General features: G+C 46.8%; 14 protein-coding genes. 8 read left to right on the plus strand and 6 right to left on the minus strand.

The genetic code is table 11. The features are described 5' to 3' along the window. Nucleotides 1-359 precede the first annotated feature (359 nt). From J4N23_RS21050 to J4N23_RS00305, 4 genes are all read left to right on the plus strand, one after another. Nucleotides 360-494, plus strand: coding sequence for a hypothetical protein (locus tag J4N23_RS21050; protein WP_255534768.1), 135 nt, complete (start codon nucleotides 360-362; stop codon nucleotides 492-494). Nucleotides 495-555: 61 nt separating this feature from the next. Further along, nucleotides 556-702, plus strand: coding sequence for a hypothetical protein (locus tag J4N23_RS00295; RefSeq protein WP_207425006.1), 147 nt, complete (start codon nucleotides 556-558; stop codon nucleotides 700-702). Between the two features lie 47 nt (nucleotides 703-749). After that, nucleotides 750-896 carry a hypothetical protein gene (locus J4N23_RS00300; RefSeq protein ID WP_207425007.1) on the plus strand — a complete coding sequence of 49 codons (147 nt, stop codon included), beginning with the start codon at nucleotides 750-752 and terminating at the stop codon, nucleotides 894-896. Nucleotides 897-969: 73 nt separating this feature from the next. Next, nucleotides 970-2,340: a dipeptidase gene (locus tag J4N23_RS00305; protein ID WP_207425008.1), complete on the plus strand. Its 1,371-nt coding sequence runs from the start codon at nucleotides 970-972 to the stop codon at nucleotides 2,338-2,340. Nucleotides 2,341-2,378: 38 nt separating this feature from the next. Here the strand turns inward: J4N23_RS00305 and J4N23_RS00310 are convergent, their stop codons facing one another. Continuing rightward, a complete protein-coding gene (locus tag J4N23_RS00310; protein ID WP_207425009.1) occupies nucleotides 2,379-2,915 on the minus strand; it encodes an SOS response-associated peptidase family protein in 537 nt (178 codons plus the stop codon). Nucleotides 2,916-3,060: 145 nt separating this feature from the next. On the opposite strand from J4N23_RS00310, the gene J4N23_RS00315 reads away from it, so the two are divergent. Together J4N23_RS00315 and J4N23_RS00320 are read left to right on the plus strand one after the other, a co-directional pair. Next, nucleotides 3,061-3,300, plus strand: a complete 240-nt coding sequence (locus J4N23_RS00315; RefSeq protein WP_207425010.1) for a hypothetical protein — start codon at nucleotides 3,061-3,063, stop codon at nucleotides 3,298-3,300. Nucleotides 3,301-3,589: 289 nt separating this feature from the next. Next, a complete protein-coding gene (locus J4N23_RS00320) occupies nucleotides 3,590-4,480 on the plus strand; it encodes a polysaccharide deacetylase family protein (RefSeq protein WP_207425011.1) in 891 nt (296 codons plus the stop codon). Nucleotides 4,481-4,525: 45 nt separating this feature from the next. Here the strand turns inward: J4N23_RS00320 and J4N23_RS00325 are convergent, their stop codons facing one another. Continuing rightward, nucleotides 4,526-4,783 carry a hypothetical protein gene (locus J4N23_RS00325; protein WP_207425012.1) on the minus strand — a complete coding sequence of 86 codons (258 nt, stop codon included), beginning with the start codon at nucleotides 4,781-4,783 and terminating at the stop codon, nucleotides 4,526-4,528. Nucleotides 4,784-5,020: 237 nt separating this feature from the next. Between J4N23_RS00325 and mnmE the strand changes: the two genes are divergently transcribed. Further along, complete coding sequence (gene mnmE, locus J4N23_RS00330) at nucleotides 5,021-6,379, plus strand: tRNA uridine-5-carboxymethylaminomethyl(34) synthesis GTPase MnmE (protein ID WP_207425013.1); 1,359 nt, start codon at nucleotides 5,021-5,023, stop codon at nucleotides 6,377-6,379. A 33-nt stretch (nucleotides 6,380-6,412) separates the two neighbouring features. On the opposite strand, the gene J4N23_RS00335 is transcribed toward mnmE, so the two are convergent. Further along, nucleotides 6,413-6,781: a hypothetical protein gene (locus J4N23_RS00335; protein ID WP_207425014.1), complete on the minus strand. Its 369-nt coding sequence runs from the start codon at nucleotides 6,779-6,781 to the stop codon at nucleotides 6,413-6,415. 216 nt (nucleotides 6,782-6,997) lie between these two features. On the opposite strand from J4N23_RS00335, the gene J4N23_RS00340 reads away from it, so the two are divergent. Next, a complete protein-coding gene (locus J4N23_RS00340; protein WP_207425015.1) occupies nucleotides 6,998-8,113 on the plus strand; it encodes a hypothetical protein in 1,116 nt (371 codons plus the stop codon). 103 nt (nucleotides 8,114-8,216) lie between these two features. On the opposite strand, the gene J4N23_RS00345 is transcribed toward J4N23_RS00340, so the two are convergent. Genes J4N23_RS00345 through J4N23_RS00355 form a run of 3 tightly spaced genes read right to left on the minus strand, consistent with a single transcriptional unit; the run spans nucleotide 8,217 to nucleotide 14,957 of the window. After that, the gene (locus J4N23_RS00345; protein ID WP_207425016.1) at nucleotides 8,217-10,019 is read right to left on the minus strand and encodes a metallophosphoesterase; all 1,803 of its coding nucleotides are present in this window, start codon (nucleotides 10,017-10,019) and stop codon (nucleotides 8,217-8,219) included. 5 nt (nucleotides 10,020-10,024) lie between these two features. Next, entirely contained in the window at nucleotides 10,025-11,578 is a 1,554-nt protein-coding gene (locus J4N23_RS00350; protein WP_207425017.1) for a RagB/SusD family nutrient uptake outer membrane protein, read from the minus strand. A gap of 13 nt (nucleotides 11,579-11,591) precedes the next feature. Then, a complete protein-coding gene (locus J4N23_RS00355; protein ID WP_242689029.1) occupies nucleotides 11,592-14,957 on the minus strand; it encodes a SusC/RagA family TonB-linked outer membrane protein in 3,366 nt (1,121 codons plus the stop codon). Nucleotides 14,958-15,001 lie beyond the last annotated feature (44 nt).

The following is a 15,001-nucleotide window of genomic DNA, read 5'->3' on the forward strand; positions in this document are numbered from 1 at the left end:
AATCAGATACTAAGAAACTACACGCTTCATTTTTGTATGCAGTAGCAAAATATTTTCAGGTTGGACAAGATTTTGCATTGTCAGATAGATAAAACTAAATACTAGAATCTAAATGTTATTTGAAATAATTACCTTTGTAACACGCTGAAAATAACAGTATTAATGGATTCTGTTTTTCTGTTTCATATTTGTATCTCTTGATATACATCTAGCTGACTATCAATAGTGTTTTACTGCAAGAAAGAAGAAGAAGTAAAACCAGCTGAAAGCCAGCCAGAATCAACCGTAATGACAGGCGGAATAGGTGACAAGACCTATGGCTGGGATTAATTATTAAAGAACACAAACAGACTAAGAATATGAAAAAAACACTATTTGCCCTTGCCCTCGTAGTTGTTGGATTCTCATCCTGCAAGAAAGAAGAAGAAGTAAAACCAGCTGAAAGCCAGCCAGAATCAACCGTAATGACAGGCGGAATAGGTGACAAGACCTAGGGCTGGGATTAAGTATTAGGAAGCATAAACAGATTACACCAAACACAAAAAGACTAAGAACATGAAAAAAACACTATTTGCCCTTGCCCTCGTAGTTATCGGATTCTCTTCCTGCAAGAAAGAAGAAGAAGTAAAACCAGCTGAAAGCCAGCCAGAATCAACCGTAATGACAGGCGGAATAGGAGACAAGACTTATGGCTGGGATTAATTATTAGAAACACAACAGATTACGCTAAACATAAACAGACTAAAAACATGAAAAAAACACTATTTGCCCTTGCCCTCGTAGTTATTGGATTCTCTTCCTGCAAGAAAGAAGAAGAGGTAAAACCAGCTGAAGGTCAGCCAGAATCAACCGTAATGACCGGCGGAATAGGTGACAAGACATATGGCTGGGATTAAACAGTCTCAAATTTTTTCCTTACCTAAATCAAACTGCTATGCATGCAGTTATATTTGCTGAAAATAGTCTCGTATGCAAGAAATCAAAAAATACGTAGAGGAAAATAAACAGCGGTTTTTGGATGAGTTATTCGAGCTGCTGCGTTTTCCGTCGATCAGTGCAGATCCAAAATACAAAGAGGATGTATTAAAAACGGCCGAGTATGTAGCTGCAAAGCTACAGGCAGCGGGGGCAGAACAGGTAGAAGTGTGCTCCACGGCCGGTTACCCAATTGTATATGGAGAAAAGATAATTGATCCAACCAAACCGACGGTACTGGTGTACGGGCATTATGATGTACAACCAGCGGATCCTTTGGAGCTTTGGGAAACTCCTCCCTTTGAGCCGACGATAAGAGAGGGGAAGATATTCGCCCGGGGAGCCTGCGACGACAAAGGTCAATTTTACATGCATGTGAAAGCATTTGAAATCATGATGCAAACCAACTCGCTTCCGTGCAATATCAAATTTATGATTGAAGGAGAAGAGGAAGTCGGGTCGAGCAATCTGGATAAGTTTGTGGCGGCAAATAAAGAACGATTAAAGGCGGATGTGGTCCTTATTTCTGATACTGCCATGATCAGTCTGGAAAATCCTTCCCTGGAGACCGGTTTGCGTGGCTTGTCGTACCTGGAGGTAGAGGTTACAGGCCCTAATCGGGACTTGCACTCGGGCGTTTACGGCGGTGTAGTGGCTAATCCGGCAACTATCCTTTGCCAGATGATTGCCTCTTTACACGACCAGAATAATCATATCACCATTCCTGGTTTCTATGACGACGTGGAAAGTCTGACGGAGGAAGAGCGGGAGATGTTAAACGCAGCTCCTTATAACGAAGAGGTATATAAAAAGGACTTAGGCGTGGAGGATGTATGGGGCGAACTTGGTTACACAACCATCGAACGAACCGGCATACGGCCAACATTAGAGGTAAATGGTATCTGGGGGGGGTACATTGGAGAGGGGGCAAAAACGGTTCTTCCGTCCAAGGCTTACGCCAAGATCTCAATGCGATTGGTTCCCAATCAGAGCTCAGAAAAAATCACACAATTATTTAAACAACACTTCGAAAATATTGCACCGAAATCGGTGAAGGTGAAAGTAAGTCCGCATCATGGGGGAGAGCCTGTAGTTACTCCTACAGACAGTGTTGCATTCCGGGCTGCAGAAAAAGCAATAGAGGAATCATTTGGTAAGAAGCCGATTCCTACACGGGGTGGTGGAAGTATTCCTATTGTAGCGCTGTTTGAAAGGGAACTTCAAATTAAAACAGTATTGATGGGCTTCGGACTGGATAGCGATAACCTGCATTCGCCCAATGAGAAATACGATATCGCCAACTACTTCAAGGGGATAGAGACCATTCCTTTGTTCCATAAATACTTTGCCGAACTGAGCAAGTAATAGACAAAGAAGCCGCCATATAAAGGCGGCTTCTTCGTTTAAACGCGATTCAGTATTTCTTTCTTCTGCAAGTCATCAGTAGGGTGAAGCCAAGCCTGCACTTCTTCTTCCTTTAAAAACAGTGGCACTCTCTCAAGCTCGGAAGGCGCTTCGTGAGGAGCTGCCTCCGTCAGAAAGGTACAGCTGTATAGGGTGGTGGCCATTAAAGGGTCCTCGGTAGCATCCCAAACAGCCGCGATGTAAGCAGGTGAACCACCATAAGGATTATACGACGTCCGACTTCCTTCCTGGTCCAGCTTATCATACGAGTTACAAATAATCACACAGTATTTTTTTCCTTCGATCTTCTGGAGCAGTTCCTCACGATCGAAATGTTCTGAAAGTCCATCCTCCGAATTTTTATTTAAAGGAAAATACTGCAGGCGCCCGGGGCAGTCATCCGTGATAACAGGGACAGAGTAGCTGTAAGTGGCCTCAGGTTCGGCCATTTCCAGTTGTCCGTCGTACTCTAAACCCAGTTTTTGCATAATGACACCCGTTGCCGGGATGTTCAGTTTTTCTTCAATAGAATTCATAGTTTCTTTAACATATCACACTCTTTTTTGTTATTAACAAGAGCGCAAGCAAATTGCTCGGAAGAGAAATTTCATTTCAATTAATTGGCATAAGAATTGGTAAACTTTCTATAATTAATTAAACATCTATCTAACAAGAAACATTATGGCAACTAATTTCAATCCTGAACACTCAGAAGGTCCTGTAGCGAGAGCAATTGAAGAGCAAACTGCAAAACTTCCTTCAGACCTGTTCCTGTGGACTGCCGGCGCTGCGATTGCAACGTCATTAGTACTGCAGGTAATAGGTAAAAAGCCTAAAAGTCTATTTGTTGGCCAATGGGTTGCACCATTCCTGCTTTTAGGTCTTTACAATAAATTAGTTAAGTTGGAAGGACACGACTAACAGTAAGAGAGCCGGTATTTTTTATCGGCTCTTTTCATTTTTACACAATGTCAAGCCTGTGATGGTAGTTTATGCAGCAGCTATTACTTTAGCCGCATAATCTCGGCTACATAGATACTACAATCCACTCAGCGCCAACTATCCCTTGCTTTCATCTTTCAATCCTGACTTGCAGTATTACTTTCGCCCAGTCGAAGGAGGAGACCGAAGAAAAGGGAAGTCACAATTCTCGTATTTAGCCGGCTAAATCATATTCTTTTCCACTACTTTTGCAGCTTTGGAAATACTTATGATTTATAACAAGGCACTTACTTTTACGCTTTTAGCCTCTTTATTTTTGGCCACTGCCTGCCAGCAAAGCAAAACAGTTAGTTCGGAGAACAACAACGAGAACGCGGCAGTCGCGGACAGTATCGGCGCTGCTTCTGCACCCGTTCAGCAAGCAAGGACCCAACAGGAACGAAAGCCGGCAGACGCAGCCACCATTCTTGCCAGAAAGCAGGTACCTATCTTGTGTTACCACCAGGTGAGGGATTGGAGAGCCACCGATTCTAAGACAGCTAAAGATTACATTACCCCGGTAAGTACCTTCAAGCAACATATTAAAATGCTTGCAGACAGTGGTTATCAGACGGTTCTTCCTGATCAGGTTTACAATTACCTGTTGTATGGAGATCCACTTCCAGCAAAGCCCGTGATGATAACATTTGATGATACGGATCTGGATCAGTTTACCGTTGCTGCTCCTGAGTTGAAGAAGTACGGTTTCAAAGCCGTCTATTTCATCATGACCGTTTCCATTGGCCGCATGGGAAAATATAAGTACATGAATAGTGAGCAAATTAAACAACTATCGGACGAAGGAAATGTGATCGGTAGCCATACATATGATCATAAAAACGTGAAGAAATATGTAGCGGAAGACTGGGTGCAACAAATAGAAAAACCAACAAAGCGACTGGAAGAAATTACAGGCAAGAAGATCGAGTACTTTGCTTATCCCTTTGGCTTGTGGAACGAGCAAGCGATACCAGAACTTAAAAAAAGAGGCTTTAAAGCCGCGTTTATCCTCTCGACTAAAAGAGATGAGAACGATCCCTTATATACCATTAGAAGAATCATTGCCAGCGGTTACTGGAGTGCTAAATCACTTCATAACAGTATGGTTAATAGTTTTTAGTAGGACGAAGGCTGAAGAAATTCAGCCTTTTATATTGATTTACTTTTAGATATCCTCGTTCAGCTGCTCGTTCAACAGTGCTTTGATTTCATCAATATCCCGCGGGAAACCTTCAGGACTTCCCGGAGCCACCAGGTCTGCACTGTCTGTCTCCAGGATCCGTTCCAGATCCTCACGATCAGCGGCCAGAATAATCGTCTCGCCACCAGCATTAAAAGAGTCAGAGATACTTGCATCGATCTCCAACAGGTTGATGATTTTTGTCAGGCTTTCTTCATATTTAGGGGACAATTCAATGTGCATAAGCGGACGTTTCTTTTGAGGATTAACAATTCGAAGCCGAAAACGTTCGTACAAAACTGTCTCAAATTATCCTGGTCAGAATTGGCTCGCGGGTTTCTGCTTCCCGTCGTCACCACTGATTGGGCTAGCAACAGCCAGATTCTTTTATCATATGAGTAGATGAGGCGATCAGATGAAACAAGCGCAGGAAAGCAACCGCTCTTAGCAAAATATTTGCGAACTTTGCCCGCACTCAGTATGACAAACTCCGACACTATCGTAGCGCTCGCAACGCCTTCGGGACTAGGCGCAATAGGCGTGATCCGGCTTTCCGGGCCGGACGCAATTGCCATCGCCAATAGCGTTTTCAAAGGCAAAAACCTTTCTCAACAGGCATCCCATACCATTCATTTTGGAACAATCCGCGACGGAGAAGCAATCCTCGACGAGGTACTGGTTTCGCTCTTTATTGCTCCCCACTCTTATACCAGGGAGAACGTGGTAGAAATCTCCACCCATGGGTCGCCCTATATCATCGAAAGTATGATCAAGCTGATGATCAGGAAAGGAGCAAGGGCAGCCCAGCCGGGAGAATTTACGCTGCGGGCGTTTCTCAATGGCGGGATGGATTTGTCGCAGGCAGAAGCTGTTGCCGACCTCATTGCATCCAACTCTCAGGCTTCTCACCAGGTAGCACTCCAGCAAATGCGAGGCGGCTTTTCAAACGAACTGAAGGTGCTTCGCGAGCAGCTGATCAATTTTGCTTCTCTTATTGAGTTGGAACTCGATTTTTCGGAGGAGGATGTAGAGTTTGCCAACCGCGATCAGTTGAAGCAACTCATCCTGCAGATCACCCGAGTGTTAACGCGGTTAATTCGCTCCTTCGAACAGGGCAACGTAATGAAGAACGGAGTACCGGTAGTAATTGCCGGAAAACCGAACGTCGGGAAATCAACACTACTAAATGCGCTGCTGAATGAGGACCGCGCAATAGTCTCTGACATTGCCGGAACGACCCGGGATACTATCGAAGATGAGATGACGATTGGCGGTATCTTGTTCCGCTTTATAGATACGGCTGGAATCCGCGAAACGGAGGATTTTATAGAAGCGAAGGGCGTGGAGCGCACGCTCGAAAAAATGAAACAGGCAAAGCTGATCATTTACCTGGTGGATCCGTTGCAGAAGCTGGAAGAGATCAGGGAACAGATAAGCGAAGTGGAGCAACTCCAGATTCCCCTCGTAGCAGTAGTGAATAAAAGCGATCTGCTGAGTCCGCAGGAACAGTATGAGTTCGCCCAGTTGAATCCCAACTTCATCTCGGCCAAAAATAAGGAAGGAATAGACGAACTTAAGGACGAAATCCTGCGCAAAGTAAACCTGCACAACATCAGCACCGACGATGTGCTGGTAACCAATATCCGACACGTCGAAGCACTCCAGCGAACACTGGATTCCCTCGAACGCGTCCTTCATGGCATCGACAATCCGGTAACATCCGATTTTCTCGCTATGGACATCAAACAGGCTCTACATTACCTGGGTGAGATTACGGGCACAGTCACAACAGACGACCTGCTCGATAATATCTTTTCCAAGTTCTGTATCGGCAAATAAAGGACAGGAACAGATCACTCTCTCCGCCGGTTCTTATTTCAGTTTAGATCCCTGCGATATAAGCTGAGGGGAGCGGGTACTTTTTTTGTACTGGAACGCCGAATAGAGATTAAGATTGCTTTTAAGCAGCTCTTCATTCGAAATCTTCCTTTTGCTGACCTCATAACTTTTTACAGAACAGGTTAAAACAAGCGGTTCTTTCGACATCCCCCGTACACGGTACCTTAAGCAATAGCCCGTGTCTTCAAGCGAGGCGATGACGTTATTCTTAGTGCTGGTTATAAAAACGAGGGTATCACTGCGACCATTCATATAGGTGACGGCAACTTTATACTCTCTCTTTTTAAAACTCATTGTAATAGCGGCCAATGCCAGCAGGGCGTAGGGAAGAAGCGTTTTCATAGATTTCAGAAGTAGATAAAGGGAGAACAGATTGATAAATAAAATGTTTCTATAGTTAAAAACTTTTTTGGAAGGTATTTTCTCAGTTCTTGTTTTTTTAGTTTTTACTTTAGTCAATTGATTTAAACTGCTCCTGGCTATATCCAGGGGAAAAAGGAATGGTTTATTCGATTCTAGTTTTCCATCCCTCAACAACTAATTATATCTTGGATTTATATGAAAAAACAGTTCAGCCATTGCAAGTACCTCCTAAGCTATGCTATACTGCTTGTTAGCTTTTTTCCTGCTTTTTCGCAGAAGAGCCAGGACATGCGCGGAAGTATGTTGTCGCCAAGAAAATCTAAACAAACGCTCCAGCTAATTTCAGCCGAGAAAGGCCCGGTGATTAAAGCCGATCATCCCGACGTTCTCGCTACCCATAACCGTTCTGGCTTTGAAACCGGACAGGTAGTGAAGCTGAAGGGAGTGTACCATATGTTCGTAAACGAAATGTTTGAGCGGCCCCATCGCGACCTTCGAATTTCGCATTGGACAAGCCCCGACGCCCGGAACTGGAAACGGCAGTCGACAGTAGTCAACAGCGTACCTGGTCGTACCCATACAAATCCGCGTGCCGAAGTCTGGGTGACAGGTGTGGTGTTTAATGAGGAGGAGAATGCCTGGAATATCTTCTATGTCGCTTACCGGGGAGGAGACGAAAGTAAGGGTGAAATCCCGGGAAGTGATTATCAGGGACGGATTTGGCGGGCTAAATCAACAATAGCCGGAATTGACGGAATCGCTGGTCCCTATGCAGATATGGGAATCGTACTGGAGCCAGATGCAAATTCCCAGGCCTGGGAAGGGCAACAGGCAGTAGCCTGCTTTAACCCCTATAAAGTTGGCAACACGTGGTACTCACCCTACGACGGGCACAATTACATCCCCATGACAGGCTGGCCCACAGGACTTGCCTTCGCGAGTAGTCTGTCCGGTCCATGGACCCGTATGCCGGAAGGCTTTAATCCGCTTCCACTAGCTGAAGTGTTTACCGAAAATGAAGTAGTCAGCCGTTTGAAGGATGGTCGTTACCTGATGATCTATGATTCGATGGGGGACCACGAAATCGGCTATAGTTTATCCGAAGATGGAATTCATTGGACGAAGGAAACCAGAGTAAAGATTCAGAATCAGCGTAATTTATGGGCGGAGCCCGGCGATCACTACACTCGCACTCCGCTTTGTGCGATTGAGGAAGACGATGGTACCTTCACGGTAGTGTATACCGCGATGATGAAAGTGGATGGAAGAAACTTTTACGCCGTTGGTAAATGCGTGCTTGGCTGGAAATAACTAAATCGAAGAAGAACTTTTACTGGCAGATGAGAAGGAGTGGAGCAGATTTGGAAAAAACTAATGAAGGCTGTCTCACGACAGCCTTTATTAGTCCAACTTATCATTCGCTTTTGAAGAAAGCGCTTCTGATAGGATAAGGAAGGTTGAGGATCGCTGCTTTTGTGGAGCCTGCTTTCAGTTGTTTCCCGGAGGCAGAATAAACAGTGCCACTCGCCGGACGGTATACCGCAGGCTCTATACGGCCATTGCCAAAGTAATCTCCCGGCACTGGGATGTCTCCCGGTTTGCCTAGCTTGACCGCTGTTTTGGCATTATAAAAAAGCCATTCCCCTGAAGAGGGGCGGTAGACAGCGATCTCGCTTTTTCCGTCTCCGTTGTAATCTCCCGGCACAGGGATGTCTCCGTCTTGCCCGAAAGGAACATTACCCAGATCCGCGATGTACCATACGTGGTTCGAATAGCGGAAGACTGCCAGTTCTGCTTTTCCGTCTCCATCATAATCAGCGGGAACAGGCAAAGATTCCTTCCAGCCATGCTTCCTGGGTTCCTGGCCTTTAATGTACCAGGTAGCATTTGAAGGACGCCATACGGCAAGATCCGCAACACCATCGCCGGTATAATCTGCCGGAAGCGGAACGTCTCCTGCTTCTCCTAAAGGCTGGTCGGCGAGGCCCTTAATCCGAAACACTTGTTCAGCAGGGGAGTAGACTGCCAGTTCTGCTCTGCCACTTCCCAGGTAGTCGGCGGGAACAGGAATGTCACCTTCTTTCCCAAAGTTTACTTTATCACCACCGATGTGCCAGGTACCCGCCTGATAGAACGCTATCTCCGATTTGCCATCATTATTAAAATCGTAGATCCTCGAAGCGGAAGATTCGCGCAACCAGGGCTTCACGAACTCACTGTCGCCGTCCCGTTCGTAGGTGCCCAAGTCCGGGGAGAGTGTCTGGACACTAATCAGATCTTTTTCAGGAGAAAACTTCATCAGTCGCATCAAACCGTTGCCACCCCTCGGCCGGCTCTGATAGTCGGCAAGGAAAGTTTTGACCGTTTTGCCTGCATAGGTGTCCTGCCGGTAGCCTTCACCGTTATCCCCGACATGTCCGCAAAGCATCATAAACAAGTTCGGTTTCGTTTTAAGGCGGTCATACAGCCTCTTACCCTGCTTGCCGAACTGTGCTTCTCCTCCCAGATTCGTTCCGGGAACTTTATTAAAACCAATAATGTAATGACTCACGACGATTGCCTTCCTGTCGGAGTACTTATCCAGCAAGCCTGCGGCCCAGTTGTTCATATTTTCCTGGTCCTCGTCAAACGCATCATACTCAATATAGATGACGATGAAGTCTGAACCTCCTGCCGAGAAGAGGTCGTAGTGACTGTCGTTGTCATTTTTATAGTTTCCGCCATACCAGGGCCGGTTCTTGAAATGCTCCACACCAAAATACTTATTGAAGTAATAGGTGTTACCGGTTACAGCGAACTGGCTCGGCGACTGGTCGTGGTTTCCTACGGCCAGACCGTAAGGAATCCCGTAGGGCAGGCCGGGCTGTGGTTTTTCCAGGCGGTACAGTGCTTTCACCGCGTTATCCCATTGCTCCGGCTTGCTATCTCCGTCGTCTACAATGTCTCCCACGTGAATCACATAGACGATGTTTTCTTTCTCCCGGTTCTTAACAATCCAGTCAGTTTGGGCAGTAAAAAGTGCATTGGAGCCGCCCTGGCTTTCTTTGGTATTGTACTGAGTGTCCGGAATCACTGCTATAGAGAATTCCTTTTTTTCCTTAGCTGTGTCAGCTACCTTTTTTGGCGGCGTAGTTTGTCCGTAGACTGCTACCACTGCAAGAAGACTAAGGCAGCTTAAAGGGAATTTAAGCTGCTGGTTCAGTTTGTTCAAAATCATTTTCACTAGTTGTATCCTTTGTTTTGAGTTAATGCAGGGTTTACCTCACGCTCCGACTGTGGAATAGGGAACAAGAGCCTTTCGGCTGTCACATTGTAGGTGTCAGCGCCGAGGTAAGGGAACTTGCTCTTCATTTGCTCGCCATAGGTTGTCATTACCTCTATGGCCTTACCGGTCCTTACCAGGTCATGCCACCGGTGATTTTCAAATGCCAGCTCCACCCTGCGTTCGCGAGCAATAATGTCACGCAATTCAGCAGGGTCAGTAGTGGTGATAGGAGACACACCGGCACCAAATGCCCGGTCACGCACCTGATTGAGGTAGGGCAGTGCCTGAGGCGACAATCCCTGTTCATTGAGGGCCTCGGCCAACATTAGGAGTGCATCCGCATACCTGTAGATGGGCCAGTTGTCGTTGGTATTGTTGGCGATGCTATGCGGGTTCAGGTACTTCTTGATATAAGGAACACCAATTTTTCCCGCGGCCGGGCTATAGTTTTCAATGCTTTTGTTTGCAGAGATAGAAAAGATATTGCTGGCATTGTAGGTGCCCTCTGCAATACCGATAGAAGCGGCCTTCCGCTTGTCGCCTTCTTCATAAGCATTAATCAAATCTTCTGTAGGCGTGTTCCAGCCCCCTGTGCCGCTGTTGTTAGTGGCAACGCCGGTAATGATGGAAGTATTGAGACTTCTCGGAAGAAATGAATAGATAAAGGTGCTCTGCTGATCGCCCTGGGCACCAGCCATATACTGAACTTCAAAGATCGACTCCCTGCTGTTTTTGTTCGCCGTCGAGAAAACAGCGGCATAGTCGGGTAGGAGCTGGTAGCCCATCCCCGGAAGGGTTCTAAGCAGCTTCTCCGCTTCATCATAGTCCTTCAGGGTCATGTAGACCTCTGCAAGGAGCATTGTGGCTGCCCCCTTCGTAGCCTGTCCCGTTTGAGGAAACTTGGGTACATCGAGTTTCAGGATTGCATCGTTAGCATCTTCAATGATCTGGCTATACACTTTTTCAACATGGCTCCTTGTTAGGAAGGCATCTTCAGCTGTGCTAACTTCCTTCAGGTACAACGGTACTTCCCCAAAGTAGCGGACGAGCTTGAAGTAATTGAAAGCCCGAAGGAATTTTGCTTGTCCTTCAATTTCGTTTTTAGCCTTCTCTTCCAGCGTCGCCGTCGCTAGTCTTCCAAGCACAATATTCGCTCTCGAAATACCTTTGTAGCAGTGGAAGTAGACTGCATTGCTGTAGGCATTGTTGGGATCGTCGGTAAAATCGGCAATAGTTTCCCTGAAAAGGTAAGCGGTGCCCCGGTTGATCTCATAAAATTCGTAATGCGTATTGTCAGAGCGCATTTCCCCAGTAAAAAAGTCGTTGACCAGCAGGTCGCGCAGGGGAGTATAGGCTGCTGTAACGGCTTGTCTGAACTGTTCCTCCGTGCGAAAGAAGCTTTCGCTGGATTGCTGATCTTCCGGCGCGAGGTCAATAAAGGATTCTTTACAGGAACTTCCCGCCAGGGCTAGCATCAGCAGAAGTCCGTATGTTGATTTCGATAGTTTCATTTGTCTGTGTCGTTTATCTGAATGTTGTGTTGATACCTAAAGAAAAAGTACGGGGAACAGGGTACGCATTCTCGTCGATCCCCAGACCCTTTGACGGGTCCATTCCTCCCACATTTACTTCCGGATTCATGCCCGAATAGTTGCTGATAGTGAAAGCCTGTTGCACGGAGGCATAAATGCGAAGGTTGCTCAGCGTCTTACTATTCTTTAGAGGCACGGTATAGCCCAGGGAGATATTTTTGGCAGTCAGGTAGGAGACATCCTCGATCCACTGGGTGTTTACACTGCGACCGAGACCGGTAGTGCCCGACATGGTGCGCGGATAAACACCCGAACCAGGATTCTCCGGCGACCTCCACCGGTCCTTCGTAGCAGCCAGCATCATGCGGGCACCGTCGAGGTTAGCCAGGTAGGCCCATTTTCCTGGGTTCATAATTTTTCCTCCAACAGATCCCGCCATGGCGATATTTAAGTCGAAATTTTTGTATCGGAAGTCGTTGAAGAAACCGAAGTTGAAATCTGGGGTGGGGTTTCCAATGAAGGTACGGTCGTCGTTGGTGATAAAGCCATCTCCGTTCACGTCCTTCATTTTGACGGTACCTACTGCCGATTTCAGACCGGAGATCTGCAACTTCGGAGAATTGGCCAGATCCTGCTCGTCTTTATACAAACCCTCGAAAACGAAGCCGTAGAATTCGCCTAGCGAGCGACCTTCCTGGTGGCGGTAATAGTCGGAGGAAGTAGTGTTGTTCCGGCGAAGGAAGCCAGGATTTACGAGTGATTTAATCCGGTTGCGGTCGAAAGACATGTTGAAACTGCTGTTCCACTTGAGCTTTCCGGTGAGGTTTACCGTATTCAGACTAAGCTCATGTCCCCATAGCTCAAGCACTCCAACGTTAGATTTAATGGTGGTAAATCCGGAAGCGCGGGGAATCGGCATGTCCATGATCAACCCGTCTGATATCTTATCATAATAATCGTAGGTAAATGATACGCGATTATCCAGAATGCTTAAGTCTGCTCCGATATTAAACTGTTTGTTCCGCTCCCAGGCAAGATCCACGTTGCCCAGGTTACTGATGGAAATGCCAGGAGTTAGTTGATTTCCAAATACATAATTATAGCTACCTGTATTAGGAATAAAGGTATAATTTCCAATGCTGTTATTACCTGTGATACCGTAGCTGGCGCGAAGTTTCAGGAGGTCCAGCTTGGTAAACCTATCCATGAACGGCTCTTCACTCAATACCCAGCCCGCGGCTACGGAAGGGAAGTAGCCATATTTCCGGTTACTGCCAAATCGGGAAGAACCGTCGCGGCGAACGGCGCCTGATAGAAGATACTTTCTTTTGAAATTATAGTTCAGTCGGGCGATCTGTGAGATAAGGGAATAATGGGTGGTATTGCTGCTACCCTCACTGATCGCTGTCGCTGCCGAGATCCATTCCACATCATCATTTGGAAAATTGGTACCCGTTACGGAGTTACTTTCCTGATCGAACTTTTGGGCAGAATAGCCAACCAGCGCCTCCACATGGTGGTAATCAAAAAAGGTTTTATTGTAATGCAGATTAGCCTCTGCTGTCCAGGAGTAATTGTCAACTGCACTGCTTAATCCACTGGCGATACCATTTGCCACAATGGTGGAAGGCACAAAGCGGTTCCGGGTTTCTGCCCCCTTGTCAACCGCGAAATTGGTTTTCAGGCTCAAGCCTTTCAGAAACTCGTAGTTGAGGTAGGCATTTCCCAGGATCCGGGTCGTCTTGTAGTCGTCCTTCGTCTGTAAAAATTGGGCGTAAGGATTCAGATTTGTCACCATGCCCGGCGAGTTAACGTAAAGCGGCATGGTACCATCAGGGTTTACTGGGGAAATCAATGGACTAGCTTCTACGACTTTCTCCATCAGACCATTCAGGCCATCGGTGCTCAGTCGGTTATTATGATCTATCCGGTAACTTGGCGCGATATTAAATCCAAGCTTTATCCGGTCGTTATTCAAACGAAGATCCTGGTTGAGACGAAGCGAAAAGAGCTGGGTTCCGGTGTTTAACACGACTCCCTGGTGATTCAAATAGCCTGCAATGATGGTAGAGCTGGAACGCTCTCTCGCCGAGGATACGATCAGGTCATACTTTTGAATAGGATTCGTTTCGGTGAGGGTGTTGAACCAGTTGGTTCCTTCGCCGTAGCGTTCCGGATTCTGATACACGGGATCCAGCGTCCCTTTGTAGTTTTCGTATTTTACTCTGTCTTCATAATACTCGTTTTGAAATTCGGCGAACTCGCGTGCCGTCATCATTTTCGGTATTCTGCCTTCCGGGATTTTTTGGATCCCATAAAAACTGTTGAACTCTACTTTCGATTCCCCCGCTTTCGCGTGCCTGGTAGTGATCAATATGACACCGTTTGCTGCCCTTGATCCGTAGAGCGCGGTTGATGAGGCATCCTTCAGGACGGTGAAAGATTCAATTTCTGCCGGATTGATATTGTTGATACTTCCGGTCACCGGTATTCCGTCAATTACTACCAGTGGCTGGTTGTCCGCAAAAAGTGAGGCAGCTCCCCGTATCCGGAATTCGATGCCTCTTCCGGGCTGGCCACTGTATTGGTTGATCTGGACCCCTGCAATTCGTCCCTGTAGTTGTTGGGCAAACTGACCTACCGGCTGGTCCTGAAGGTCCTCGGCATCTACCTGGGCTATAGCTCCTGTGATTTCAGCTCTGCGCTGCTGCCCGTAGCTGACCACCACTTCTTTCAATTGCGCCATCGCTTTAAGGCTGACATTCAACTCCTGATCGCTGCCTTCAGCAACGGTAACAGGGTATTCACGACTCTGGTAGCCGATATAGCTTACTACTAGCGTATAGTTTCCCGGCTCGAGTGAGAGCACATAGGTACCTTGCATATTGGTCATGGTACCTTTGTTGGTCCCTTTTACACGGACACTGGCACCAGGTAGGCTCTCGCCGGATTCGTCCGTTACGGAGCCCCTTATGCTGCCGGGCTGTGCCTTGCGTCGCACATAGATATTTTCGCCCGACTGACGGTAGCTTATCGGCATCTCGCGGGAAAGCAGGTCCAAGATTTGTTTTAACGACTGCTCATTTCTGGGCAGGGTGAAGGGGAGTGGTCGCTCTCCACCCAAATCCCGGGAGTTGTACATGATCATAAAGCCGGATTTCTGCTGTAGCTCCTGCAACAGTTCGTCCAACGTTCCCGGGCGGTTTTCCAAACGCAGCCTGACCTGGTTCAACTGCTGCGCCCGGGTTTTATTAGCCATTAATGAACCACTCAATACTGCTATGACTGTGAAGACTAAAAGCGAGAATTTCATGATGGGTATGGTATGGTAAAAGAGTTTTTTTAAGTGTTTTTTCATACATTTAACTGTTTTTAATTATTGAAAGAGATTAAAGACCTGCT

The organism is Pedobacter sp. SYSU D00535, from assembly GCF_017355855.1.
Classification (GTDB): Bacteria; Bacteroidota; Bacteroidia; order Sphingobacteriales; family Sphingobacteriaceae; genus Desertivirga.

Coding starts and splice junctions, on each gene's coding strand:
- J4N23_RS00320 (WP_207425011.1), top strand. CDS start 3,590: ATGATTTATAACAAGGCACTTACTTTTACGCTTTTAGCCTCTTTATTT.
- J4N23_RS00315 (WP_207425010.1), top strand. CDS start 3,061: ATGGCAACTAATTTCAATCCTGAACACTCAGAAGGTCCTGTAGCGAGA.
- J4N23_RS00295 (WP_207425006.1), top strand. CDS start 556: ATGAAAAAAACACTATTTGCCCTTGCCCTCGTAGTTATCGGATTCTCT.
- J4N23_RS00300 (WP_207425007.1), top strand. CDS start 750: ATGAAAAAAACACTATTTGCCCTTGCCCTCGTAGTTATTGGATTCTCT.
- J4N23_RS00345 (WP_207425016.1), bottom strand. CDS start 10,019: ATGATTTTGAACAAACTGAACCAGCAGCTTAAATTCCCTTTAAGCTGC.
- J4N23_RS00325 (WP_207425012.1), bottom strand. CDS start 4,783: ATGCACATTGAATTGTCCCCTAAATATGAAGAAAGCCTGACAAAAATC.
- J4N23_RS00310 (WP_207425009.1), bottom strand. CDS start 2,915: ATGAATTCTATTGAAGAAAAACTGAACATCCCGGCAACGGGTGTCATT.
- J4N23_RS21050 (WP_255534768.1), top strand. CDS start 360: ATGAAAAAAACACTATTTGCCCTTGCCCTCGTAGTTGTTGGATTCTCA.
- J4N23_RS00355 (WP_242689029.1), bottom strand. CDS start 14,957: ATGAAAAAACACTTAAAAAAACTCTTTTACCATACCATACCCATCATG.
- J4N23_RS00305 (WP_207425008.1), top strand. CDS start 970: ATGCAAGAAATCAAAAAATACGTAGAGGAAAATAAACAGCGGTTTTTG.
- J4N23_RS00340 (WP_207425015.1), top strand. CDS start 6,998: ATGAAAAAACAGTTCAGCCATTGCAAGTACCTCCTAAGCTATGCTATA.
- mnmE (WP_207425013.1), top strand. CDS start 5,021: ATGACAAACTCCGACACTATCGTAGCGCTCGCAACGCCTTCGGGACTA.
- J4N23_RS00350 (WP_207425017.1), bottom strand. CDS start 11,578: ATGAAACTATCGAAATCAACATACGGACTTCTGCTGATGCTAGCCCTG.
- J4N23_RS00335 (WP_207425014.1), bottom strand. CDS start 6,781: ATGAAAACGCTTCTTCCCTACGCCCTGCTGGCATTGGCCGCTATTACA.